The 23,490-nt window shown below is 70.1% G+C and carries 17 protein-coding genes; 11 read left to right on the top strand and 6 right to left on the bottom strand.

Annotation, left to right across the window (positions count from 1 at the left end; all coding sequences use genetic code 11):
• Window positions 1–661 precede the first annotated feature (661 nt).
• The 6 genes from AC3EN4_RS16805 to AC3EN4_RS16780 all read left to right on the top strand — a co-directional run bounded on the left by AC3EN4_RS16805 (window position 662) and on the right by AC3EN4_RS16780 (window position 6,661).
• Window positions 662–3,181, top strand: coding sequence for a putative bifunctional diguanylate cyclase/phosphodiesterase (locus AC3EN4_RS16805; protein WP_435206730.1), 2,520 nt, complete (start codon window positions 662–664; stop codon window positions 3,179–3,181).
• A gap of 78 nt (window positions 3,182–3,259) precedes the next feature.
• Window positions 3,260–4,582, top strand: coding sequence for a glycosyltransferase 87 family protein (locus AC3EN4_RS16800; protein ID WP_435206729.1), 1,323 nt, complete (start codon window positions 3,260–3,262; stop codon window positions 4,580–4,582).
• Between the two features lie 41 nt (window positions 4,583–4,623).
• Window positions 4,624–5,256: a phosphoribosyltransferase gene (locus tag AC3EN4_RS16795; protein WP_422737520.1), complete on the top strand. Its 633-nt coding sequence runs from the start codon at window positions 4,624–4,626 to the stop codon at window positions 5,254–5,256.
• Between the two features lie 22 nt (window positions 5,257–5,278).
• Entirely contained in the window at window positions 5,279–5,668 is a 390-nt protein-coding gene (locus AC3EN4_RS16790) for a TFIIB-type zinc ribbon-containing protein (protein WP_422737521.1), read from the top strand.
• A 101-nt stretch (window positions 5,669–5,769) separates the two neighbouring features.
• Window positions 5,770–6,447 (top strand): maleylpyruvate isomerase N-terminal domain-containing protein, encoded by a 678-nt coding sequence (locus AC3EN4_RS16785; protein WP_435206728.1) that lies wholly within the window; start codon window positions 5,770–5,772, stop codon window positions 6,445–6,447.
• Between the two features lie 4 nt (window positions 6,448–6,451).
• Complete coding sequence (locus AC3EN4_RS16780; protein ID WP_435206727.1) at window positions 6,452–6,661, top strand: helix-hairpin-helix domain-containing protein; 210 nt, start codon at window positions 6,452–6,454, stop codon at window positions 6,659–6,661.
• Window positions 6,662–6,719: 58 nt separating this feature from the next.
• Here the strand turns inward: AC3EN4_RS16780 and dnaB are convergent, their stop codons facing one another.
• Window positions 6,720–9,557: a replicative DNA helicase gene (gene dnaB / locus AC3EN4_RS16775; protein WP_435206726.1), complete on the bottom strand. Its 2,838-nt coding sequence runs from the start codon at window positions 9,555–9,557 to the stop codon at window positions 6,720–6,722.
• Window positions 9,558–9,938: 381 nt separating this feature from the next.
• Between dnaB and AC3EN4_RS16770 the strand changes: the two genes are divergently transcribed.
• Window positions 9,939–11,528 (top strand): hypothetical protein, encoded by a 1,590-nt coding sequence (locus AC3EN4_RS16770; protein WP_435206725.1) that lies wholly within the window; start codon window positions 9,939–9,941, stop codon window positions 11,526–11,528.
• An 85-nt stretch (window positions 11,529–11,613) separates the two neighbouring features.
• Here the strand turns inward: AC3EN4_RS16770 and rplI are convergent, their stop codons facing one another.
• The 4 genes from rplI to rpsF form a co-directional block, all read right to left on the bottom strand.
• Window positions 11,614–12,060, bottom strand: coding sequence for a 50S ribosomal protein L9 (gene rplI, locus AC3EN4_RS16765; RefSeq protein ID WP_007453817.1), 447 nt, complete (start codon window positions 12,058–12,060; stop codon window positions 11,614–11,616).
• Between the two features lie 14 nt (window positions 12,061–12,074).
• Window positions 12,075–12,314 (bottom strand): 30S ribosomal protein S18, encoded by a 240-nt coding sequence (rpsR, locus tag AC3EN4_RS16760; RefSeq protein ID WP_007073789.1) that lies wholly within the window; start codon window positions 12,312–12,314, stop codon window positions 12,075–12,077.
• A 41-nt stretch (window positions 12,315–12,355) separates the two neighbouring features.
• Window positions 12,356–12,892, bottom strand: coding sequence for a single-stranded DNA-binding protein (locus AC3EN4_RS16755; protein WP_433536288.1), 537 nt, complete (start codon window positions 12,890–12,892; stop codon window positions 12,356–12,358).
• Between the two features lie 90 nt (window positions 12,893–12,982).
• Complete coding sequence (gene rpsF / locus AC3EN4_RS16750) at window positions 12,983–13,273, bottom strand: 30S ribosomal protein S6 (RefSeq protein ID WP_007453836.1); 291 nt, start codon at window positions 13,271–13,273, stop codon at window positions 12,983–12,985.
• A 627-nt stretch (window positions 13,274–13,900) separates the two neighbouring features.
• On the opposite strand from rpsF, the gene AC3EN4_RS16745 reads away from it, so the two are divergent.
• The 4 genes from AC3EN4_RS16745 to AC3EN4_RS16730 all read left to right on the top strand — a co-directional run bounded on the left by AC3EN4_RS16745 (window position 13,901) and on the right by AC3EN4_RS16730 (window position 21,709).
• Window positions 13,901–14,692 carry a deoxyribonuclease IV gene (locus AC3EN4_RS16745; RefSeq protein WP_422737525.1) on the top strand — a complete coding sequence of 264 codons (792 nt, stop codon included), beginning with the start codon at window positions 13,901–13,903 and terminating at the stop codon, window positions 14,690–14,692.
• A complete protein-coding gene (locus AC3EN4_RS16740; RefSeq protein ID WP_435206724.1) occupies window positions 14,689–16,896 on the top strand; it encodes a hypothetical protein in 2,208 nt (735 codons plus the stop codon). Before AC3EN4_RS16745 ends, AC3EN4_RS16740 begins: the two co-directional genes overlap by 4 nt.
• A gap of 431 nt (window positions 16,897–17,327) precedes the next feature.
• Window positions 17,328–21,218: an SGNH/GDSL hydrolase family protein gene (locus AC3EN4_RS16735; RefSeq protein WP_435206723.1), complete on the top strand. Its 3,891-nt coding sequence runs from the start codon at window positions 17,328–17,330 to the stop codon at window positions 21,216–21,218.
• Between the two features lie 17 nt (window positions 21,219–21,235).
• Window positions 21,236–21,709, top strand: coding sequence for a hypothetical protein (locus tag AC3EN4_RS16730; RefSeq protein WP_435206722.1), 474 nt, complete (start codon window positions 21,236–21,238; stop codon window positions 21,707–21,709).
• A 30-nt stretch (window positions 21,710–21,739) separates the two neighbouring features.
• On the opposite strand, the gene AC3EN4_RS16725 is transcribed toward AC3EN4_RS16730, so the two are convergent.
• Entirely contained in the window at window positions 21,740–23,248 is a 1,509-nt protein-coding gene (locus AC3EN4_RS16725) for a glycosyltransferase family 87 protein (RefSeq protein WP_435206721.1), read from the bottom strand.
• Window positions 23,249–23,490 lie beyond the last annotated feature (242 nt).

Below are 23,490 nucleotides of genomic sequence, written 5' to 3'. Positions count from 1 at the left end.
CTACTCCAGCCGTCACCGGGTATTCAATCAGTCACGCAACGAAGCCTACGATCCGGCACGCTCGGCGGTGGGGTGGGCCGTGAGGGACCGTCGTTCGGGGGCGGTTCCAGGGCGGCGGCACGTCGCAGCGTGTGACCAGCAAGTTGCACCCCGGCAAACCCTTGGAGGTGGACGCGCGGGGCCCGTTGGATGAGACCGAAAGCCCGATCGACAATTCACCCGTCGAGCGCCCTCCTGATGAACTCCGACTGACCCGTCTTCGCTCCTGACCAAACTTCGGATGAGGCATCCCGGGGAGAGGCTTCATCCTGGTGGGAATAGCGTGAACACAATCTTCGAGCAATACCGTTAGCTGGGGAACCGACACGGGGGGTCATATCTGCAAGCGGTGACCGCACTCCGTCCAAGGCAGGTGGACAGACCGTGACAAAAGCACGCCAGCTTGACTAATATTGCGCATAGCGACATTTATTCTAACTTAATTGCCCATCCGCCTCTTAGGCTGCCTTTCGTAGGAAGATCCCCGGTCCTCGGGTAGATCGACCCGGCAGTCGAGAGGAGCAGCGCGATGCGCGGCAGCGAGTGGGACTGAACGGTTTGACGGAGGACGTCGTCGATTCCGGGCGGTAGGCTGCGACGGAGTCAGTCCTCCGGGGGTGATGTGACCCTTCCTCAGCGACGAGAGATTGAGACCGATCAGCGGCTACGGCTGCTCGTCGGTCTCGTCGTCGTCGCGGCGGCGGTCATCATGGCCACGTCGCTTCCGGCCGCCGTACGCTACGGAACGACCGCCACCTCGAACGACATCGCCCTGATCGTGGTGCTCACCGCGACGATCACGCTGGGCAACCTGGTCAAGGCGCGGGTACGCATCCGATCCACCACCCATTCGATCAGCTGGACCGAGACCGCGATCGTCGTCGGCCTCGCGATCGTCCCGGCACCGGTGGTGGTGCTCTGCACCGCTGCGGGCATCGCGCTCACCCCTCGCCGTGCCTTGCCGATCAAGCTCGCGTTCAGCGTCGGAAAGAACGTCCTGGTGGCCTGGGGGGCCGGCATCGCTCTGGCGATGACGGGCTGGACCTGGCCTCCCGAGGGAACCATCGCGCTGATCGCGCCCCTGGCCCTGGCCTACCTCGTCGCCGCCCTCGTCGACGACGTACTGGCCATACCGGTGATCGCGCTGGCCTCGGGGACGAGAATCTCCCGACAGTTCCGGAGCAACCTCGACCTCCGGCTCGCCGGCTTCGCCGTCCGGTTCATCGTGGCGGTCTGCACACTGCTGATCCTCGACGCCAACCTCAAACTTCTGCTGGCCGTCCCGCCGCTCGTGCTCAGCCTGCACCTGGCCTACTCGACGAGGATCCGAACCCGCACCGAGCAGCAGGCGTGGCAGCGACTCGCCCGCACCACCGACGCGCTCAACGTGGTGGACCTGGACAACGTGCTGACCACCGCCGTCACCCAGGCCGCCGAACTCTTCTCCGCCGACGAGGTCGAGATCGAGCTGCACGACGGTGGCCGTACCGTCCGGGGCGCCACCGGCGGCATCACCTTCGACGGGCCCACCGACACGCCCCCCGAGGTGGACGGCACCGTCGTGCCCACCCCGCTGGAGGGCCACGACCGCTCCGTCGACGTCGGCGTCCTGCGCCTGCGCTTCCGTGGCCCGGTGCAGCTGTCCGAGCGGGAGCAGTACACGCTGCGTACCTTCGCCTCCGCGCTCTGCACGGCGGTCCGCAACGCACAGGCGTACGCCGAGCTGGCCCGGGTGGCCGACGAGCACGCGTACGCCGCCGCGCACGACGCGCTCACCGGCCTCGCGAACCGGCGGCACCTGCTCGATCAGGGCACCGAGCAGCTCAGCGCCCGGCACGCCGACGGGGTGACCGCGCTGGTGTTGATCGACCTCAACCACTTCAAGGAAGTGAACGACACCCTCGGCCACGCCGCCGGTGACCAGGTTCTGGTCCAGGTCGCCGACCGGCTGCGCGGCGTCGCCCAGTCGAGTGACCTGGTGGCCCGCCTCGGCGGCGACGAGTTCGCCGTACTCCTGCGCGGGCTACCGGCCCCGGCGGTGGCCGCCCACCGCGCCGAGACGCTGCTGGCCGCACTGCACGAGCCGTTCGAGCTGGACGGGATGCGGATCAGCGTCGAGGCCAGCGGCGGTATCTCCGTGGCCCCGGCCAGCGGCGGCATGCCCGAGCTGCTGCGCCGCGCGGACGTGGCGATGTACCAGGCGAAGCGGGCCGGGCAGCGGATCTCCACGTACGCCCCGACCCGGGACACCGCCGACCTGAACCGCCTCACCCTCGGCGGTGACCTGCCGCGCGCGGTCGCCGACCACGAGTTCATCGTCAACTTCCAACCCATCGTCGACCTGGGCACCGGCGAGGTGACCAGCGCCGAGGCCCTGGCCCGCTGGCACCACCCCACCCACGGGCTGATCGACCCGCTGCGCTTCCTGGAGGCGGTGGAGCGCTCGGGGATGCTGCCGGCCTTCGCCGAGGCGATCCTCGACCAGGCGCTGATCGCCGCCGCCGACTGGCGCGACGCCGGCTTCGACGTACCGGTCGCGGTCAACGTCTCGCCGCGCAGCCTGCTCGACGCACGCTTCCCCGGCTCGGTGCTGGCCCGGCTACGGGCCCACGACCTCCCGCCCGAGCGGTTGGTGCTGGAGCTGACCGAGACGTTGACGCTCAGCCAACTCGACGTGGTCGACCGGGTGCTCAGCCGGCTCCGCGACGAGGGCGTCCGGTTGGCGCTCGACGACTTCGGCACCGGCTACTCGTCTCTCTCGCTGCTCTCTCGGATACCCGTGCACGAGCTGAAGATCGATCGCAGCTTCGTCACGACCATGGAGAGTTCGGCCGAGGCCGCCGCCGTCATCCGTTCCACCCTCGACCTGGGCCGCAGCCTCAACCTGGCGGTGGTCGCCGAAGGGGTGGAGAGCGAACCGCAGCGACGCGCCCTCTGGGAGCTGGGCTGCTCGGCCGGTCAGGGCCACCTGTTCGCCCGACCGATGCCGGCCGGGACATTGCTCGCCGCGTTGCAACGCGGCTCGGGCGGCCAGCCCGGAACCCTGGCGCGGCCACTGCACGACACGGGCGCGGTGATCCGCCTCAACCAGAGCCGCCGCCAGGCCGGCCGCTCCCGCCCCGACCGCCACCTCCCGGCCTGACCGGGCACCGGCGCCCCGACCAGGGCGACAGCCGGACGGCCAACCGGGTGAGCAGCGAGATCTGCCAGACTGACGCCCGTGACCGCCGACGCCCCGACCGCCCGCCCCCAGCGGTGGCGGACACTCGACACCGCCGCCGGCGGACTCGCCCTCGACCTGGGTCTCTACGCCGTGTCGGCAGTCTTCGCGACGATCACCGCGGCCACCTCGACCCTCCTGCCGCACCGGGCCTGGGGTGCCGTCGCCGCCACCGGCTACCTGGTCGCGACGCTGGCGGTGGTCGTCCAGCTCCTGGTCCGCCGACGCAGCCCACGGCTGGCCGGGCTCGCCGCCCGCTGGGTGGTGACCGGCTTCGCCTGGGTGACCACCGCCCTCGTCCCCGTGCTCTGGCAGAGCATCGAACGGGCCACCGGACGCACCGACCGGGCGCAGGAGGAAGTCCTGGTCGTCGAGCAGGCCGGCAGCCGACTGCTCGACCACGGCACGCCGTACCTCGGTCGGGACGCGATCGCCGCCCTGCCGCCTGGTGAACAACTGCTCGGCTACACGCCGTACCAGCCGGGCATGGCGATGTTCGGCCTGCCCCGGGCTCTCGTCGACGGATGGTGGACCGACGCCCGCGTCTGGTTCACGCTGGGCACCGCACTGGCGCTCGCCCTGGCCGTGGCCGCCCTGCGCGCCGCGCCCGCCACCCTCGACGCCACGCACCGCCGGGACGCCGCGCTGCTGCGAGGCGTACAGGCCGCCACCGTCCTCCCCGTCTGCGCGCTGACCCTGGCGACCGGCGGCGACGACCTACCCGTGCTCGCGCTCTGCCTGCTGGCCCTCGCCCTCGCCGCCGCCGGCCGCCCCGGCCGGGCCGGCCTCGCGGTCGGGCTGGCCGGCGCGCTGAAACTGTTCGCCTGGCCGATCGCCCTGGTCCTGATCGTCTGGGGTCTGACCCGGCGAGCCGGCGCGCGGGTCGCGGCCGGCGCGATCGGGCTACCCGTCCTCGCCCTGCTCCCGGCACTGCTCGTCGACCGCGCCGCCCTCACCGAGAACGTGCTGCGCTTCCCGCTCGGGCACGGCCTGGTCACCAGCCCGGCACAGTCCCCGTTCCCCGGCCAGCTGATCGCCACCGCCCTGCCCGGAGGCCGGCTGATCGCCGCCGCGCTGCTGGTCGCGGCCGGTGCGGCCATCGCCGTCCGGCTCGCCCGCCGCCCGCCCGGCACCGCCGCGGCCACCGCCGCGATCTGTGGGTACGGCCTACTCGCCGCCATCGCCCTCATGCCCTCCACCCGCTTCGGTTACCTGCTCTATCCGGTGGCCCTGCTCGTCTGGGCCCCCGCCCTGCACCGGCCGGAGACCACACCGGCCGCCCTGACGCCCGAGCACCTGCCCGGTCGGGCCACATCGGCCTAACCGGCGGGCACAACGACGCCGCACGGCGTACACCTGAAGACATGACCACCTACCGCGACCGCGCCGAGGCGGGCAGAGTGCTCGCCGACCGGCTCACCGCCCTGGTCGGCGACCCGGACGCCGTCGTCCTCGGGCTGGTCCGCGGCGGCGTACCGGTGGCCCGGGTCGTCGCCGAACGGCTCGGCGTCCCCCTCGACGTACTGGTCGTCCGCAAGCTCGGCATGCCCTGGGCGCGCGAGGTCGCCTTCGGCGCGCTCGGTCCCGGCGGCGTGCAGGTGCTCAACGACGCAATCGCCAGCCGCCTCAGCAGCGACGACATCGCCGAGGTCAGCCGGCGCGAGCAGACCGAGCTGGAGCGCCGCGAGCGGCTCTACCGGGGCGGTCGCCCACCGCTCGACCTCACCGACCGGGTCGCGGTGATCGTCGACGACGGTCTGGCCACCGGCGCGACCGCCCGAGCGGCCGTCGAGGTCGCCCGCCGGCTCGGCGCCCGCCGCGTGGTGGTGGCCGTGCCGGTCGGCGCCCAGGAGGCGTACGAGCTGCTGGCCGCCGAGGCCGACCAGGTCATCTGCGCCCAACGTCCGCCCGATTTCGGCTCGGTCAGCGTCTACTACGACGACTTCCACGAGGTCTCCGACGACGAAGTCATCGAGGCGCTCACAGCAATCGCTTAGGTCGACCAGGTACCGTCGGGTGATGAGTGACCTCATCTGTCCCAAGTGTCGTGGTGAGATGCGCCAGTACGAGCGCAGCGGCGTCGTCATCGACCAGTGTGGCGAGTGCCGGGGAATCTTCCTCGACCGCGGCGAGCTCGAGAAGCTGTTCGAGGCAGAGGCCAACTGGAGTCGCCAGCAGGCCGGGCCGACCGCGCCGGCACCGCAGCCGGGCGGTTACGCGCCGCCTCCGCCCCCGCCGCCCGCCCAGCACCAGCCCGGTTACGGCGCTGTCCCGCCACCGCCGCCTCCACCGCCCGCGCACGGCTACCCGCCGGCGCCCGCCTACGGCTACCAGCAGCAGCACCACGGCTACCACGGTCACTACCGGCACAAGAAGCGCAAGAGCTTCCTCGACGAGATGTTCGGCTGAACCCGGCCGAGGCTCCCGCCCGGGTCGATCCGGTTGTCGACCCGGGCAACGTCGCTGCCCGGCGATTGGCTGGCGCGGCGGTCCGTGCGAGGCTACACCGCATGACCGTCACCCGGCACGACGAGGCCCTCGCCGAGGCGTACGACGGCATCACCGCCGTGGTGGGCGCCCTCGACGACGCCGACCTGCAACGGGCCACCCGATGCCAGGGCTGGCTCGTCGCCGACCTGCTCCTGCACGTGCTCGGCGACGCCCAGCGGGCCCTGGTGGCCCTGGCCAGCCCGGTCGACGGTCCCGCCGACGTGGACGACGTCTCCTACTGGCGCGGCTTCCCGGGCGGCGACGAGCAGGCCGCCCGGCACGCCTGGTGGATCCGGCGATCGGCGTCCGCCTTCGACCGACCGACCGCCATCGTCCGGTTGTGGCGGGACACCGCCCCGGCGGCGGTCCGCGCCGCCGGATTCGCGGACCCCGACGGGTACGTGACCACGCAGGGTCATGTGCTGCGCGTACCCGATTTCCTGGCCACCCTGACCACCGAGGCCGTGGTGCACCACCTGGACCTCATCCCGGAGCTGCCGGACGCGCCGCCACCCGGACCCCGGGCGACGAGCGTGGCGGTGTCCACGATGGATGGGCTGTTGAGCGACGACGCGGTCCGCCCGGCCGGCTGGGACGACCGGGAGTTCCTGTTGAAGGCGACCGGCCGCGTCTCCCTCACCGACCGGGACCGGCTGGAGTTGGGCGAGGCGGCAGGCTGGTTCCCCCTGCTGGGGTGACGTGATGAACGATAAGGGAGTGAACCCCTCACCCGACACGCTGCCGCAGATAGGTGCGCCGGCCACGCGCGCCCTGCACGGTGCCGGTTACACGACTCTGCGCGAGCTGGCCGGGGTGCCCCGTACGGAGCTGGCCGCACTGCACGGCATGGGCCCGAAAACGCTCGACATCATCCAGGCCGCTCTCGAGGAGCACGGCCTCAGCCTGGGGTGATGCCGGTTGCCTCGGCGTCGGCAGATTGGCGAGCCGCACAGTGCGCCGAAGACGTCGATCAGCCGATCGCCATGTCGACGAAGCGGGACAGATGCAGCTGGGCCGCGACCGTCACCGTGTCGGTCGGACCATTTCGATGCTTAGCAACAATAAAGTCCGCTTCCCCTGCCCGCGGTGACTCCTTGTCATAGTAGTCGTCGCGGTGCAAAAGGATGACAACGTCGGCATCCTGCTCAATCGATCCCGATTCCCGCAAATCGGACAACTGAGGACGCTTGTCGGTTCGCTGCTCGGGGCCACGGTTCAGCTGACTCACCGCGATGACCGGGCACTCGACCTCCTTGGCCAGCAGCTTGAGGCCACGAGACAGGTCGGCGACCTCCTGCTGGCGGCTCTCCGTACGCTTCGGCGAGGTCATCAGCTGGAGGTAGTCGACCACGATCATCTTGAGGTCGTGCCGCTGCTTGAGTCGGCGGGCCTTCGCGCGGATCTCCATCAGGTTCATGCTCGGCGTGTCGTCGACGAACAACGGCGCCTCGCTGATCTCACCCATGCAGCGGGCCAGCTTGGTCCAGTCGTCGTCGGAGAGCTGCCCGCTGCGCAGGACGTGCAGCGGCACCCGCGCCTCGGCCGAGAGCAGTCGCATGACGATCTCGACCTTGCTCATTTCCAGCGAGAAGATAGCGGCCGCCTGGTTGGCCCGGATGGCCGCGTTTCGGGCAAAGTCCATGCTGGCCGTGCTGTTGTGGGTGGGAATCATCGCCCGGCTGGCCAGGTAGAGATGCTCGGGGTTGTCGACGGTGACGCACCGGACCGGCACACTCGGGACCGGACGAACGTCAACGATGTACCGCGAGGTCGTCCGGACGTCGGAGGTGCTCCGGCGGCGTTCGACGTGCGCGTCCTGCTTGCGCTTGAGCCGGAAGATGACGTCGGGGGTGGAGAAGTTCAACGTGTACGCGACGGACGACTCGCTTGTGCGGCCGCGTACCGGCTTGGCGTTGACCGTGCAGCGGTAGCCGAGGCTGAGGATGAGTTCGCGTACGTCCTCTGCCAGTCGCTTCGAGGTCGATGTGTACTGCAGGTTACCGGTGGGGGCGACGGTGCCGTCGGTGTCCATCAGGCCAGCCAACAGCGCCCGGCGCTGCGGCTCGGAGGCGCGTAGGTAGACATCAGGGATGTGCTTGTCCGCCGCTACCCCGACCTGACGCAACAACCCGAGAAACGAACCGTTGCGGTGCCGGCAGCCTGCGCACTTCCTGGTCGCCGGATTCTCCCGCAGCGCCCTGGTGGAAACGCCGCAGTCCACGCAGGCGCCGTTCCCCTGAGCAACCGGCGTGGGCCGTAGCAGGATGGTGTAGACCATCGGCCCACTGGGACGCACGGCGAAGCCGTCGGCCTCGACGTGCGTGAGCATGTCCGGATCGGCGGTGGTGAAGCGGCTGGCGCCGGTGTGCCCGTCCCCGAGCCATGCCCCCAAGGTGTAGGGCGGAACCAGCAGTTCGCGGTCCGGGAGTTGGAGGGGGGCGCAGTTCCGTACGGCATGGTTCAACCGTCGGTCGGCGGTGTCGGTACGCAGCGTGGCCGCGATCTCAGCAGTGGTGACGACGCCATCATGGTCGACCCGGCTGCCTGAGTTGACCTGCCGCTCGGCTCGTTCAAGAAGCGCTGTCACCAGGGGGGCAGCCGGGTAACCCGGCGCCGTCCAGTTCCTCGTCTTGCCGTTGCGGACGATGGGGCGGCTGATCCGGCCGGTCGACCCGACATCACGCGCGACCTTGTGCAGGACATGCCGGAACTCCGGTCCGACCTTCTCGAGTGTGTCGAAGAGGGTGATCGGCTGGTTTCCCGCGGCGCCGAGAGTTTCGCGGGCCGCACGTAGGTTGGTCAGCGACGATTCGGGCCAGTGCCGCTTCCGCCGCGCCGGGCCCGGCCGCCGGCTCGCTCGGGTGGTCGTCTTCCACAGGTGCTCCGCGTCCGCCACGATGACGGTGCCGTCGGAGAACTCCACCTCGTAGCAGGGACGGTCGTGCATCACGTCGAAGGCGTGTGTGACGGTGGTAGGGGAGCCGTCCGCCGCCAGTAGTTGGTCGCCTGCCTTGACCTCACCCATCGTGGTCCAGCCGTCCGGGGTCGGCAGGGGGGTGTCGAGCGCAAGTGCCTTACCCAAACCGGGCCGGCCGGCCACGATGATCAATTGCCCCGCGTGGAGGCCGTTGAGCAGCCGGTCCAGGTCGCTGAAGCCGGTCGGCACGCCGGTCATCACGCCGCCCTGCGCACCCACCGCCTCGATCTCGTCCAGCGTCGGCTGGAGCATGTCGGCCAGGACCGCGAAGTCCTCGCTGACCCGGCGTTCGGTGACGTCGTAGACGGCCTGCTGGGCGAGGTCGACGATGTCGTCCACGTCCCGGCTGCCGCCGCTGGCGGTGCCGTAGCCCAGCTGCACGATCTTGGTGCCGGCCTCGACGAGCCTGCGCAGCACGGCGCGCTCGCTGACGATCCGCGCGTAGTATGCGGCGTTCGCCGCGGTGGGCACGCTGGCGATGAGGGTGTGCAGGTACGGTGCGCCGCCGATGCGGACGAGGTCCCCGGAGTCGGCGAGCGCCGCCGCGACGGTGATCGAGTCCGCCGGCTCACCCCGGCCGTAGATGTCGAGGATGGTGTCGAAGATGGTGGCGTGCACCGGCCGGTAGAAGTCGTTGGTCTTGAGGATCTCGACGACGTCGGCGATCGCGTCCTTGGAGAGCAACATGCCACCGAGGACGCACTGCTCGGCGGCGACGTCCTGGGGTGGCGTCTTGTCGAACCCGCCGTCCCGCTGCACGGGTGGCTGTCCGTTGCCGGACCGTGCCTCCGCCCGCATGTCGTCGGTGACCGACACCGGTCCCCCCTCCACTGCGTCGGATCTGTCCCAGCTCTACCGCCGAGGTACGACAGTTCTCCCGACCGAGCCGGTCGATCGGGGGCCATCGCGCCGGCGGTCGAGGGCCAACCATACGGACCCCGAGGTCAGCGACTCAACAAGCACGGTGGACGAGCCTCGGGACAACCTGTGGATGCCGGTGGACGAGCATGTGCGCAGCGTGTGCACAGCCTGTGGACAACCGCTGGGGAATTCTCGGGCGCAGGCCGTTGACCTGGCAAAATGCGGTCCCCACCCTGTGGAGGAGAATATTTCGGTCGGTTCTTTTACACGATCTTCCCGTACTATCTCCAGCGAACGGCTACACCTGGACAGCGGATCACGCTTTGGGTTCAGAAGGGTCACACTCCGGCCGTGAGTTACCGGGACTGGGGACGCGGGGAGGGCACCCCGCGGGAGCGTCCGCCGACCGCCTCGTGGGGTCAACCTGCGCTGCCCGCTCCGGTCGACCCGTACGACGAGGACGTGCCCTACCGCACCTCCAGTCGGCGGCGGGCGCGCGACCGTGGGCAGGACGAACCGGTCGACGCCTACCTGCCGCGGTGGGCGCTGGAGTCGGGGGTTCAGCGGGCCGACGGCGGTGGCCGACACGCCGCGCCCGACGAGGACGAGATCGAGGTCGAGCGCCCGAGTTCGGGTGCCGGTTGGCGCAGTGCCGAGGCGACCGGCCGACGCCGGGCCGACGCGGGTGGTTGGCGTGAACAGCCGGCGATCGGCGCGGGTGGTTGGCGCGAGCAGCCGGCGATCGGCGCGGGTGGTCGGCGTGAGCAGCCGGCGATCGGCGCGGGTCCCGATTCGGACCACACCCGGGAGTGGACGCTCGACCGTCCCCAGGAGCAGGGGTACGCGGGCCGTCGACGCGCCGACTCGGCGGCGGAGGAGCCGGTGTCCGGGGCGGCCTCCGACCGTCGTCCCCGTCGCGCACCGGCCGGCCGTCCGCAGGTGATCTGGTCCGGTGGGGACCTGACGGCCGACTCGGCCGAGACGGTGTCCCGTCCGGAGGTGAGCCGACCGACGCGGCGCAGCCGGCGCGCGACGGAGGAGTCGTGGACGCGTCCGGCGGCCGACCCGTGGGAGCGCGGGGCGGAGCAGGCGGCCGAGCCCGATCCGTCGTACGCGCCCGCGGTGGACCCGTGGGACGCGTCGGGTGTGCACGCGTGGCCGACGCCGGGCTCGGACGGCACGGACGTGAGCGAGCAGTGGTCTTCGGGGGAGAGCGTCGGTGGTTGGGAGCGGTCGGACCGTACCGGCCAGTGGGAGCGGTCCGCGGTCGAGGACGACCAGTGGGAGCGGACGCTGCCGCCCCGCTCGGATCGGCTGACGGAGGGATGGCCGAGCCGGGACAGCGGGTTCTGGCCCGGCACCCGGTTGTCCGGTGACGATCCGCGCTGGATGGACACGACGACGTCGGCGCCCCGGTCGCCGGTGGTGGGTTACACGGCTCCACGGCCGCGCAGTGCCCCCGTACCCCCTGCTGGCGCCCGGCGTCGGGCGGACCGGCCGCCGGTCGGTACGGCGTCGGTGCGCAGGCGGGTCGAGTCGGTGGCGACGGGTGGTTGGGCGCGTCGTCTGGAGGACGACCTGCTCGACCCGGACCCTGGCGGGTCGGTCCGGCCGCTGCTCTACACCACTGCCTGCTACCTGGTGCCGGCGATGCTGATCTTCCTGTGGTTGCTGACGCTCGACGCGCAGGCGCCCGCCGGGTGTGTCACCGACATCAGTGGAGGTGGCTGTGACTCGGCGCGGTCACGCGCGTTGGAGTCACTGCTCGCCGGCTCGCCGCGTTTCGGGCTGGCGCTGGTGAGCAGCCTGGTGGTGGCGGCGCTGCTGCGCCGGGTCGGCACGACGTGGCGGTCGGCGACGATCGCGCTCGCGGCGGCCGTGGTCGGCGGTGGTCTTTCCACGGTGCTGATCAGCGCGGTGACGGGCCAACCGATCGGGTGAGGCGGGCCGCCGGGCCACGCTTGGCGGATGCGCGAGGGCCCGCACCGATTGCTCGGTGCGGGCCCTCGTCGTGTGGTGCGGGTCGTCAGCCCTGAACGACGTTCAGGTTGAACGACGCGGTGACCTCGGGGTGCAGCTTGATCTTCACCGGGTAGGTGCCGGTCGACTTGATGTGACCGGGCACCTCCAGCCGGCGACGGTCGAGGACCGGACCGCCGGCGCCCTTGACGGCGTCGACGATCTCGGCCGAGGTGACCGAGCCGAAGAGCCGACCGCCGTCGCCGGCGCGAGCCTTCAGGTTGACCTTGAGACCCTCGAGCTGGCCCTTGACCTCGTTGGCGTGGTCGAGGTCGCGGATCTCGCGGGCCGAGCGGGCCCGCTTGATGACCGTGACCTGCTTTTCCGCGCCCTTGGTCCAGGCGATCGCGAAGCCCTGCGGCAGCAGGTAGTTACGGCCGAAGCCGTCCTTGACCTCGACGATGTCGCCCGGGGCACCGAGGCCGGACACTTCCTGAGTCAGGATGATCTTCATATCGGTGCCTCCTCTCAGCGGGCCGTTGCGGTGTACGGCAGGAGCGCCATCTCGCGGGCGTTCTTGACCGCGCGGGCGATCTGCCGCTGCTGCTGCGAGGTCACGCCGGTGACCCGCCGAGCGCGGATCTTGCCGCGGTCGGAGATGAACTTGCGCAGCAGCGCCGTGTCCTTGTAATCGATGTAGGTGATCCCGTCCTTGTCGAGCGGGTTCACCTTCTTCTTCGGCTTGCGAAGTGCCGCAGCCTTGGCCATTGACCTTGCTCCTGGTTTGCGATCGCGGGCGCTCGGCGCCATTAGAACGGAGGCTCCTCGTCGAAGTTGCCGCCCGAACCGGCACGCGCGGGAGAGGGTGCGGCCGAAGCCCAGGGGTCGTCGAAGTTGCCTCCGCCACCACCCTGGCCACCACCACCGCCGCCGCCACCGAAGCCGCCGCCACCGCCACCGGAGCGGGACATCTTCTGCACCTTCGCCGTGGCGTAGCGCAGCGACGGGCCGATCTCGTCGACCTCAAGCTCGATGACGGTGCGCTTCTCACCCTCGCGGGTCTCGTAGGACCGCTGACGCAGCCGGCCCGAGACGATCACGCGAGCGCCGCGCTGCAGCGACTCGGCGACGTGCTCGGCGGCCTGCCGCCACACGGTGCAGGCGAGGAACAGCGGCTCGCCGTCCTTCCACTCGCCCGACGCCTTGTCCATGAATCGGGGCGTCGAGGCGACACGGAACTTGGCGACCGCAGCCCCGGAGGGGGTGAACCGCAACTCGGGGTCATCGGTCAGATTGCCGATGACCGTGATGGTGGTGTCTCCTGCCATGACCATCTCCTCGCGCACTCAGCGTCTCGTCGTACAGGCTCTCAAAGCCGTACGACAGAGTCGCGGAGGCTGATCCGGGCGAACCGGGTTGAATACCGGACTGAATGCTTAGCGCATCTCCGGCCGGATGACCTTGGTGCGCAGCACGGACTCGTTCAGCCGGAGCTGACGGTCCAGCTCGGCCACGGCAGCAGGCGTAGCCTGCAGGTCGACGACGGCGTAGATGCCCTCGGCCTTTTTGTTGATCTCGAACGCGAGGCGCCGGCGGCCCCACACGTCCGTCTTCTCAACCGAGCCACCCGCGGTCCGAATCACGTTCAGGTACGTGTCGAGCGACGGGGCGACGGTGCGCTCCTCGAGGCTGGGGTCGAGGATCACCATGATCTCGTAATGACGCAAGACGTGCTCACCTCCTGTGGGCTAAGCGGCCACGGTCCTTCCGTGGCAGGAGGTCGTGCGTCGTTGCCCGCACGTGCCGGGGGAACCCGGCCGGACGCGGACAACCTGACCAGGATACCCGGTCCGGACGATCATGCCCGGGGTGGTCGGGCCGGCGTTCCGGGCAGGCCGACGGGGGCCCGCCAGCCGACCGTCACTGGTCGGTGGCGAGCCCCCGTCAACGAGGCCGCGGAGCGTCCCGTCCGCATTCCTTGGGTGGGACCTGGGGAGGAACGACCACACCGATGAGGTTGGACCGGAGACGCCCCGCGGAGCTTTATCGTGTTGTTATCTGACGATACAACGGCTCTCGTCCCGTGTCGGGGCAAAAGGCAGAAATTTCCGAGATTCTGCGACCGGGCCCATCTGGTGCGACGGGGTCTCCCCCCGCGACGCCGGGCCGCGCCACGGGGGTGACCTCGCTGTCGGGCCGACGAACGACCCGGTGCCGTACCCGGGCGCCTCGTCGCGCCCGGCCCCGGGCCCCGCTCGTCGGGTCCCATCCCCTCAACGAGCGTCCGGCGGCCGGAGTGACGACATCGCCGGCCGTCACCGCGCCTGTCGTGGTCGCGACGTAGGCTCGCTGCCATGCGTATCGGAGCCCACGTCGATTCGACCGACCCGCTGGCGGAGGCGGCCGCACGGTCCGCCGACACCGTGCAGTTCTTCCTCTCCGACCCGCAGGGATGGAAGGCACCCAAGCCGCGCGAGGACGCCGAGCGGCTGCGCGCCGCCGAGGTCGACCTCTACGTGCACGCGCCGTACGTCATCAACGTGGCAACCCTCAACAACCGCATCCGGATCCCCAGCCGCAAACTGCTGGTCGGGCACGCGACCGCGGCGGCCGAGATCGGCGCCAAGGGTCTGATCGTCCACGGTGGGCACGTCAACGCCGGCGACGACCTGGCGGTCGGCTTCGACAACTGGCGCAAGACCTTCGCGTACGCGGCCGACTCCGGCGGGTTCGGCGTGCCGGTCCTCATCGAGAACACGGCCGGCGGAGACAACGCGTGCGCCCGCCGGCTGGACGCGCTGGCCCGGCTCTGGGACGCGATCGGCGACTACGAGGTTGGCTTCTGCCTGGACACCTGCCACGCGTACGCAGGGGGCGAGGAACTGCTCGGCCTCGTCGACCGGGTCAAGGCAATCACCGGCCGGATCGACCTGGTGCACGCCAACAACTCCAAGGGCGGGTTCAACTCCGGCCAGGACCGGCACGACAACCTCGACGGCGGGACGATCGATCCCGAGCTGGTGGTGGCGGTGATCCGGGCCGCCGGGGCGCCGGTGGTCGTCGAGACTCCGGGCGGCGTCGAGGGCCAGGCCGCCGACATCGATTTCCTGCGCCAGCAGCTCCCGACGGAGCGCCCGGCAGCATGACGACCGGACCGTCCAAGCCGGGAAAGGCGCAGCCCACGTCCACCGGCGACGACCCGATCCGACCGGCCGCGCCGTCCACCGAGCACCCGGCCGCCTCGGCCGGGACCACCACGAACGGCACGACCCGCAGGGGCTGGGGGAGAAACAGGGCTCCGAAGAGCTCCAGCGCGGCAACGAACGCCACCACGAAGAGCGACGCCACGAAGAGCGACGCCACCAAGAACGGCGCCGTCACGAACGGCGCCGTCACGAACGGCGACGCGAAGAGCGCCGACGGCGACAAGGCCGACACGCCTAACTGCGACGCGGTCAAGGGCGACGTCAAGGGCGACATCGGTACGACGAGCGCCGTCGCGAAGAAGGCCGACGCCACGGGTACGGCAGCCAAGGACGGCGACGCCAACGAGGGTAGCGAGGCCAAGTCGGTCGAGCCCGACCGGTGGGAGGCGTTCGCCTCGGCGCCGGAGCCCCGGCCCAGCCGGCTCACCCGGGCGGCCCGCGCGGTGGGCCGGTCCCTGGTCCACGAGTGGAGCCTGGCGGCCCTTGCCTCGCTGGCGCTGGCCGTGCTGATGACCTGGCCGACGCTTCGCTACCCGCGCTACACCCTGCCGCAGGACACCTGGGACCCGAGCCTCCAGGCGTGGCAGATGGCCTGGTCCGGTCACATCCTGCTGGCCGACCCGACCCGCCTGTGGCAGTCGAACACCTTCTTCCCGGAGCTGTGGAGCTTCGCGTTCTCCGACACGCTGCTCGGCTACGCCCCGGCCGGGATGCTCGGCAGCGGCCCCGAGGACGCGGTGCTGCGCTACAACATCATGTTCGTGCTGGCGCACGCGCTCGCCACGTTCGGGGCGTACGCCCTGGCCCGGCAACTCGGTGCCGGCCGGATCGGCGCCGCCGTCGCCGGGGTGGGCTACGCCTACGCGCCGTGGCTGCTGGCCCAGGCCGGGCACCTGCACGTGCTGTCCAACGGCGGCATCCCGCTGGCTCTCGCGATGCTCGCGCGGGGGCACGGCTGGTCGCTGCGGTACGGCTACCGGCCCGAACGACGGCACGACGGCTGGGTGTACGCCGGTTGGCTGGTGGCCGCCTGGCAGATCAGCCTCGGCTTCGGCATCGGTCTGCCGTTCGCCTACTTCCTGGCCGTCGCGGTGCTGGTCGCTGCCGTGCTGTTCGGGGTGAAGTGGCTGCGGTCCGGCCGTACCCTGCCGTTCGGCCGCCGGCTGCTCGTGGCCGACCTGGTCGGTGGGGTGTTCTTCGCCGGGGTGGGCGCGCTGATGGCACTCCCGTACTTCCAGGTGACCGAGCTGCACCCGTACGCCGAGCGGACCGTCCGCGACATCTCCCTCTTCTCTCCGCCGGCGTCCGGCTTCGTGACCGCGCCCGCCGAGTCGCGGATCTGGGGTGGGTTGCACGAGGGTGCCCGAGACGCGCTGCCGTTTCACGCGGAGATGACGCTGCTGCCGGGGTTCGTGCTCTACGCGTTGGCCTTCGGCGGGCTGTTCTTCTCCGTCTGGCGGCTGCGGCACCGGCTGTTCCTGCTCGTCGGGGTGCTGGTCACGATGGTGTTCGCGATGGGTACCCGCTTCTTCGACGGCACCTTCACCTACGTGCCGTTGTTCGAGCACGCGCCTGGTTGGAACGCGCTGCGTACCCCCGGGCGGTTGATGCTCTGGACGACGTTGCTGCTCGCGCTGCTCGCGGCGGGCGCGGTCACCGCCCTCACCGACCGGGTCCGGGAGCTGGCCGCGCAGCGGATCCCGTCCTGGCCCGGGCCGTGGCTGCGGATCGCCACGCTGCTGCCGCTGCTGCTGGTCACCGTCGAAGGGCTGAACTCCACCCCGCATCCGGTGGTGCCGGCGCAGCCCGCCGCGATGCGCTCGGCGCAGGGCCCGCTGCTCGTGCTCCCCAGCGACCAGGGTCTCGACCAGCACGTGATGCTCTGGTCGACGGACGGATTCCCGGACGTGGCGAACGGCGGCAGCGGCTTCACGCCCCGACAGCTCGACGACGTACGCCGGGTCAGCCAGTCGTTCCCCGACCAGATGAGCGTCGACTACCTGCGCACCCTCGGTGTGCGCACGGTGGTGCTGCTCCGCGACGAGGTGCCCGGCACGCCCTGGGAGATCACCATCGACGCGCCGGTCGAATCGCTCGGCGTCACCCGTCAGGACGTCGGCGACGCGGTCGTCTATCGACTCTGACGCCTCTCGCTGCCTGCGGTTTGCCCGTCCGCCGGACCAGTGCCATGGCCTGGTCACCCAGCGGCCCGCCGATGGCGTCAGTGTCACGGCGGCGGTCCATCGTTGGCAGCCGATGGGGTCGACGCACCCCTGGCCGCGCACCCGCATCGGCCGCAGCCACGTTCGGCGACAGCGTGTGACGGTCGTCCTGTGTGACGGCGATGAAAGAGCAATGGCCGCACACCCCACCCTGAGGGCTCCCTGATCCCCGGTGCTGTCCGCGCGTCCTTCAGCCACCACGGCGCTACCTTCCGGCCTCCCGCACGGCATCTGAAGACGAATGCGGCCGCATCGAGTCCGAGAGGAGTCCGATGGCTCGTCGACGTTCCCGATCTCCGGCGCTACTCATCGCGGTGGCCTGCGCGGTGCTGCTTCCTCAGTCGGTGCACGGCGTGGCATTCGCAGCAGCCGCGCCGCCCGCGCCGGCACCCGCGGCGGATACCCCGTCGTCCACGATCGATCCGCAGCGTCGGGCCGAGCTCCTGACCGAAGGCTATAAGGAGTCGCAGGACGTCGCGTGGACGACGTCGGGAGACGGCAACGGCTTCCATGTCCTCGCCGCGACCGCCAGCAGCGGTTACACGTGGCGGACCGTGGCCACTCTCGCAGAGCCGGGCTTCGACGCGGACCAGTGGATCGGCAACGCCTGCCTGACCGGTTCCGGTCGGCGGCTCGTTGTCGTCTACGCGCCGCGCACCTTCACCAACAAAGCTGACCTTTTCGATCGCGGCGGCTTCACGGCAACTGTCGACCTGGTGACCGGCTCGGTGCGCAAGCTGCCGGTGCAGTCATCGCTGGCCTACTTCAACCCGGGCTGCGGCGCGGACGAGACGGCGGTCCTCACGCAGTTGGGCGGCCAGCTGTCGAACGACCAGATCGACGGGCCCGCTCGTACGCGACTGTTCCGGCTCGATGCCGGCAAAGGCGAGCTCTCGCGACCGATCCTCGTCAACGCCGAGGTCACCTCTGCCCTGCCGGTGGGACGCACCATCGTGGCAGCCGGGGGTTCGCGCCTGGTGCAGGTGGGAGGCGGCGGCACGCTGACGCCGGTCGCCCCCACCTCGGGAACCCCGTTCCAGCTCAAGGCGGACGGCGGCGGCGGTGTCCTGTTCATGGACCGCACGGGTGACCGGGTACGGGTCCGGCGTGCCGTTCCGCAGTCGAAGAACGAACCGCGAACGCTCGCGGAGGGGCAGCTGTCCAAGCTGAGCGTCACGCCTGGCGCTGGTGGCCGGGCCTTCATCACCGGTCAGGCGGACCGGACGCACGCGCTACCGGAGAACGTGTCGAAGGTCGAGGTGGCAGCCGGATCCCAGCTGTCTTCGCACGGGCAGTTGGCGTTGACCGAGGTCCGCTGGGCCGGTCAGGCCGACCCACGGGTTGCGGTTCCGGACCCGACGTCGCCGCGGCAGGTGAAGATCCAGGCCACCGTCCTGACCAACGGCAAGAAGGTCGATTTCCAGGTGCAACCCGCCGACGCTCCGGACGCCCAGGCCGCCGAGGGTAGGCGCATTCATCCAAAACTCGCGTCGGCCGGTGGGGGTAGCCGGGCCTCGGCAGCCGCCGCGGGCTCCCCGAGCAACCCCGTGGAGGCGGAAGCCTACTGCTCGGTCCCGCGCAACGACCCGCGCAACCAGGCATTGCAGCCCAAGCCCCGCCAGGTCGAGTGGGCAGTCGACCAGGCGATCACCAACTCGCTCTACGTGCAGCGGGAGGCCAACTGGAAGAACCTCGGCATGTCTGCGTACCGACCTCAGGATCTGTTCCCGCCGATCCCGTTGGTCGGCGGTGGCCGCGTTCCGGCCCAGGTCATGCTGGGCATCGCGGCGCAGGAGTCGAATCTCTGGCAGGCGTCCTTCCACGCTGTCCCGGGCGTCACCGCCAGTCCGTTGATCGGCAACTACTACGGCCGGGACATCTACAACGGCAAGGAGGAGGACGACTGGGACATCAGGTGGGAAGACGCAGACTGCGGGTACGGCGTCACCCAGGTCACCGACGGTATGCGGTTGGCGGGCCGGGAGAAGGAAGGTGAGGTCGCCCTGCCCGCGTACAAGCAGCGTGCCATCGCTCTGGATTTCGCCGCGAACATCGCCGCCGGGCTGCAGATTCTGCAGTCGAAGTGGAACGAGACCCGGACCGCCGGGTTGATCGTGAACAGCGGGGATCCCGGAGGGCTCGAGCACTGGTTCTTCGCTCTCTGGGCCTACAACAGTGGCTTCCACCCGGACCGGGGCGACGGATCCCCGTGGGGCGTCGGTTGGGCCAACAACCCGATCAACCCGAGATTCCGGGCCGACCGGGTGCCCTTCCTCGAGTACACGTACGCCGACGCGGCGAATCCGCAGTTCTGGCCGTACCAGGAGAAGGTGCTCGGTTTTGCCGGACACCCGCCGGAGTTGCTGGAGGGCCCGGACCAGCTGGTCTCGGGCTTCCGGGCCGCGTGGTGGAACGACACTCGGCAGCGGATCACCGTCAAGCCGCCGATCGATCTGTTCTGCGACGACTCGAACTACTGCCACCCAGGGGAGTTGAACGTTCCGGATGACCCGGATGTGGTGGGCGAGGAAGCGGGCCCCTGCGCCCACAAGAACGCCGCCGGCCGCTTCGATCTCGTGTGTTGGTACAACCGGCCGGTGAAGTGGAAGGAGGGCTTCGAGGCCGGCAACGAGGTGCTCCGATTCGATCCCGGGTACGCCTACCAGGAGGACGCTACGAGCTACGCACCGAACTGCAGCCTGTCGGGCTTGCCGAGCGGTGCTCTCGTCATCGACAACGTCGTCGACGGCACACCGTCCGTCCGGCCGGGTTGCGGACGGCCCTGGACGAACGCCGGAACCTTCAATCTGGACTTCGCCGCAGACAGCACCGGCCACTACCCGTCCAAGATCGATTTCCACCAGATCGGTGGGGGATTCGGGGGCCACTTCTGGTTCGCGCACACCCGGCGGCCCGATGACCAGGGTGGCAAGTTTCGGGTATCCGGAACGTGGTCGCTGAACCAGCAACTCCAGGGCTGGGGGCGGGTGATGGTGCACATGCCCGACCAGGGCGCGCACACCCGTCAGGCCGAGTACCAGGTGGACCTCGGCCAGGGCTTCGACAAGGGCAAGAAGCGGGTCCTGCTGCAACGCACCCAGGAGCACCGGTGGGTGTCCCTGGGTGTCTTCAAGTTCGCCGGCACTCCCCGCGTCCGGCTGTCGACCGACACCCAGGACGGCACCGGGGTGGAGGACGTGGCGTGGGACGCGATCGCGGTGCAGAAGCTGAACGCGAAGCCGCGTCATCAGGTCGTGGCCCTCGGGGACTCGTACTCCTCCGGCGAGGGAGCGTCGGAGAACCGTGGTGCCGACTACTACCGCGAGACCGACTTCAAGCAACTCAACGGCGATGAGGTGCTGTTCCAGAACAACTGCCACCGCTCCCGGTACTCCTGGTCACGGCAGGCGGTGCTGTCGGACAACTCGGCATCGATCGGCAGCCGGGCCGACTCCTGGGATCCGCAGATGGATTACCAGTTCCATGCCTGCTCGGGCGCCCGGACTCACAACCTGCTGCCCTTCAGGACCGTCCCGACCGGGCAGTCACCGCCGGCGAACGCGTTCAACAAGACGGGCAGCGGCTCGTACGGCGAGGTATCCCAACTGGACAAGGGCTTCCTCGACGAGAACACCACCCTGGTCACCCTGTCCATCGGGGGCAATGACTCCGAGTTCAGCAAGGTGATCCAGGAGTGCATCTACGGATCCGGACTCCAACTCTGCCAGGACAGCACGTTGAAGGGCGACACCGAGCCGGTGAGCACGGCCACCAGGAAGCGCATCGAAGGGCCGGTCAAGGAATCAATCAAGATCGTGCTCAGAGAGATCCACAAGAAGGCGCCAGCAGCCAAGATCCTGCTGATGGGCTATCCCAAGCTGGTCGAAGGGTACTGCGTCCTCGGTATCGGCGCGGAGGAACTGCCCTGGCTGAACTCCACGGCCGAACTCCTCGCGACGAAGATGGAGGAGGCGGTCGCCGAGGTCAAGGCCGAGGGGGTCCAGGTGTGGTTCGGCAACCCGACCGAGCGCTTCTCGGGCAAGGCGGTCTGCGGTTCACCGGAGACGGTGAACGGTGTCATCAAGGACCTCACCGCAGGTGAGGAGGGACCGCTCAAGAGCCCGGTACCGGACTCGTGGAACGTCTACGGGGCATCACAGCAGTCGTTCCACCCGAAGATCAGTGGCGCCGGTATCTACGCTGAGGTGATGAACGACGTCACACGGGGAAAGATGGGGCTTTGACCAAGGCTTCATCATCAGTGCCCGCGAGAAGGCTGCTCGGCCTCCTCGCGGGCACGGCCCTGGCCGCGTCGAGTCTCGGCTGTGGGGCCCCTGACCAGGAGCAGGACGCCACGGACAAGGCCACGGCTGTGGTCCGCGAGAAGGCGGAACGGTCGCGGCAGGCGATGTCGAACGCGCTGGCCGACCCGTCCGCCCCGCGCCAGGAGGCGCTGCTCGGTGCGGTCGCCGAGTTGGTGGAGAGCGGGGAGCGCAACGGGTTCGTCTTCGGTCGCCGGTCCGAACCGGGTGATCGGATCTGGCTGGACGTGGCGTTCGACGGCACCGGCAACGCCGGAGGGCTCGCGCCCGCCGAGGTGACGGTGCGGCTCTGTGTACGGTTCAGCGGCACCCGCAGTGCCCAGCCCGAGGTGACGATGTCAGACACCGCTTGCGACACCGGCCTCGACCGGAAACTCGGCCAGGCGGACACCACGGTCGGCCTACGGCAGTGATGGCTCCTTGCGCACGCGCACGCCACGGCGTCAGACCCGCACGTCCTCCTCGGTGACCGTCGTCGGGGTGCTGGGGCGTAGGCGGAAGCGGTCGATCCAGCCGACGTCGGGCGCGCCGTCGAGCACGCCGCCGTCCGGGTCGTCGGCATAGGTGGCCCGCACCGCGTCCTGTTCGGGGTGCAGGATCTCCCGGATGACCAGGACGCAGAGGGTCACCACGGTCGCCAGTCGCAGCGTCGAGGCCAGCACGAACACGCCCTCCGGGAAGACCGGCCGGCTCGTCGCCGCACCGAGCAGCTCACCGTAGAAGGCCACGAAGTAGCAGACCTCGGCGAACTGCCAGGCCAGGAAGGCACCCCACTTCGGCCGGGCCAGCACGACCAGCGGCAGCATCCAGAGCACGAACTGCTGGGACCAGACCTTGCTGAAGATGAGGAACGCGGCGACCACCAGGAAGGCGAGCTGGGCGAGCCGCGGCCGGCGCGGGGCCCGCAGCGCCAGCACGGCCACGCCGAGGCAGGCCAGCCCGAACAGGGCGTACGAAATGGTGTTGAGGGTCGGGATGTTGGTGTTCAACCATTCGAACGGACCCTGCTGGCCAGGGTCGTTGCCGACCTTGCCGTCCAGGTAGCGCCCGATGTACCAGAGCGTGCCCCAGTCGATCGGCCGAGTGGTGTTCAGCTCGAAGAACCGACCCCAGTTGTCCGGGTTGGCCCGGTAGGCGGGCAGGTTCACCAGCACCACGGCCACCGCCGCCGCGCCGAGCGAGGTGAGCGCGGCGCGGAGCCGGTTGGCCCGCAGCGCCAGGACGAGGATCGGCCCCAGCACGAACAGCGGCCAGAGTTTCGCCGCGCCGGCCAACCCGAGCAGCACGCCGGCGACCACCGGTTGTCGCCGGGCCCAGGCCAGCAGACCGAACGCCGCCAGTCCGATGGCGAGCAGGTCCCAGTTGACGGTGGCGGTGAGCAGCAGCGCCGGGGCGAGCGCGAACAGCGCGGCGTCCCAGGGTCGTCGGCGGCGCAGCGCGAGGATCACCGCGACGGTGGCCACGGCGAGCGCGCCCAGCACGAGCGCGTTCAGGTTGTAGAACCACTGGCCCTGGTTGATGCTCGGGTCGCCGTCGCCGATCGCGTGCACCGGCAGGCCGAGGGCACCCATGAAGTAGCCGGTCAGCACCGGGTACTCCACCGGGTGGTCCCGGTAGGGCACCTTGCCCTCGTTGAGGCCCTCGGCGTAGTAGAGGGCGAGCACGTCCGTGTAGCAGAACCGGGTGTATTGGACGTTGTTCTGCCAGGCGCCGTCCTGGCACGGGGATTTCTGCACCCAGTGCAGCGCGAGCGTGAGGCACGCAAGCGCCAGGACGATCCGGACGGCGGTCCAGAACCGGCGTTCCTGCCCGGCCGGCCGATCCAGGGCCGTCGCGTGGTCGCCCAGCGGCCCGCCGATGGCGCCGGAGAGGCCGCGGACGAACCCGTCGGAGCGGGACGGGTGGTCGGTGGTTCCGGCGTCGTCGATGCCGGGCGTCGACTGGGTGCTCATAGAAAGGCATCCTGCCGTACTCGCAGTAGTACGTCATGTGTCCCGAGCCGTCCACTCAGGTGGCAACCCAGCGCGATCAGGGCCCGAGACCTCCGTCCGCCGCCCGCACCCTGACCTGATCCCCGCTCTCGGACTGTCCGAGCTGTGACCGATTGATGAGACAGCCGGAGAAACTTCGCGCCAATCGGGCCGCAGCATCGACTCGTTTGAGCCCTGCGAGCCCGTCATCACGGTGAGGGGAT

The sequence above is a fragment of the Micromonospora sp. bgisy143 genome (assembly GCF_057708145.1).
The sequence above is the reverse complement of the archived record's forward strand: the minus strand, read 5'-3'. Positions and strand labels throughout refer to the sequence as shown.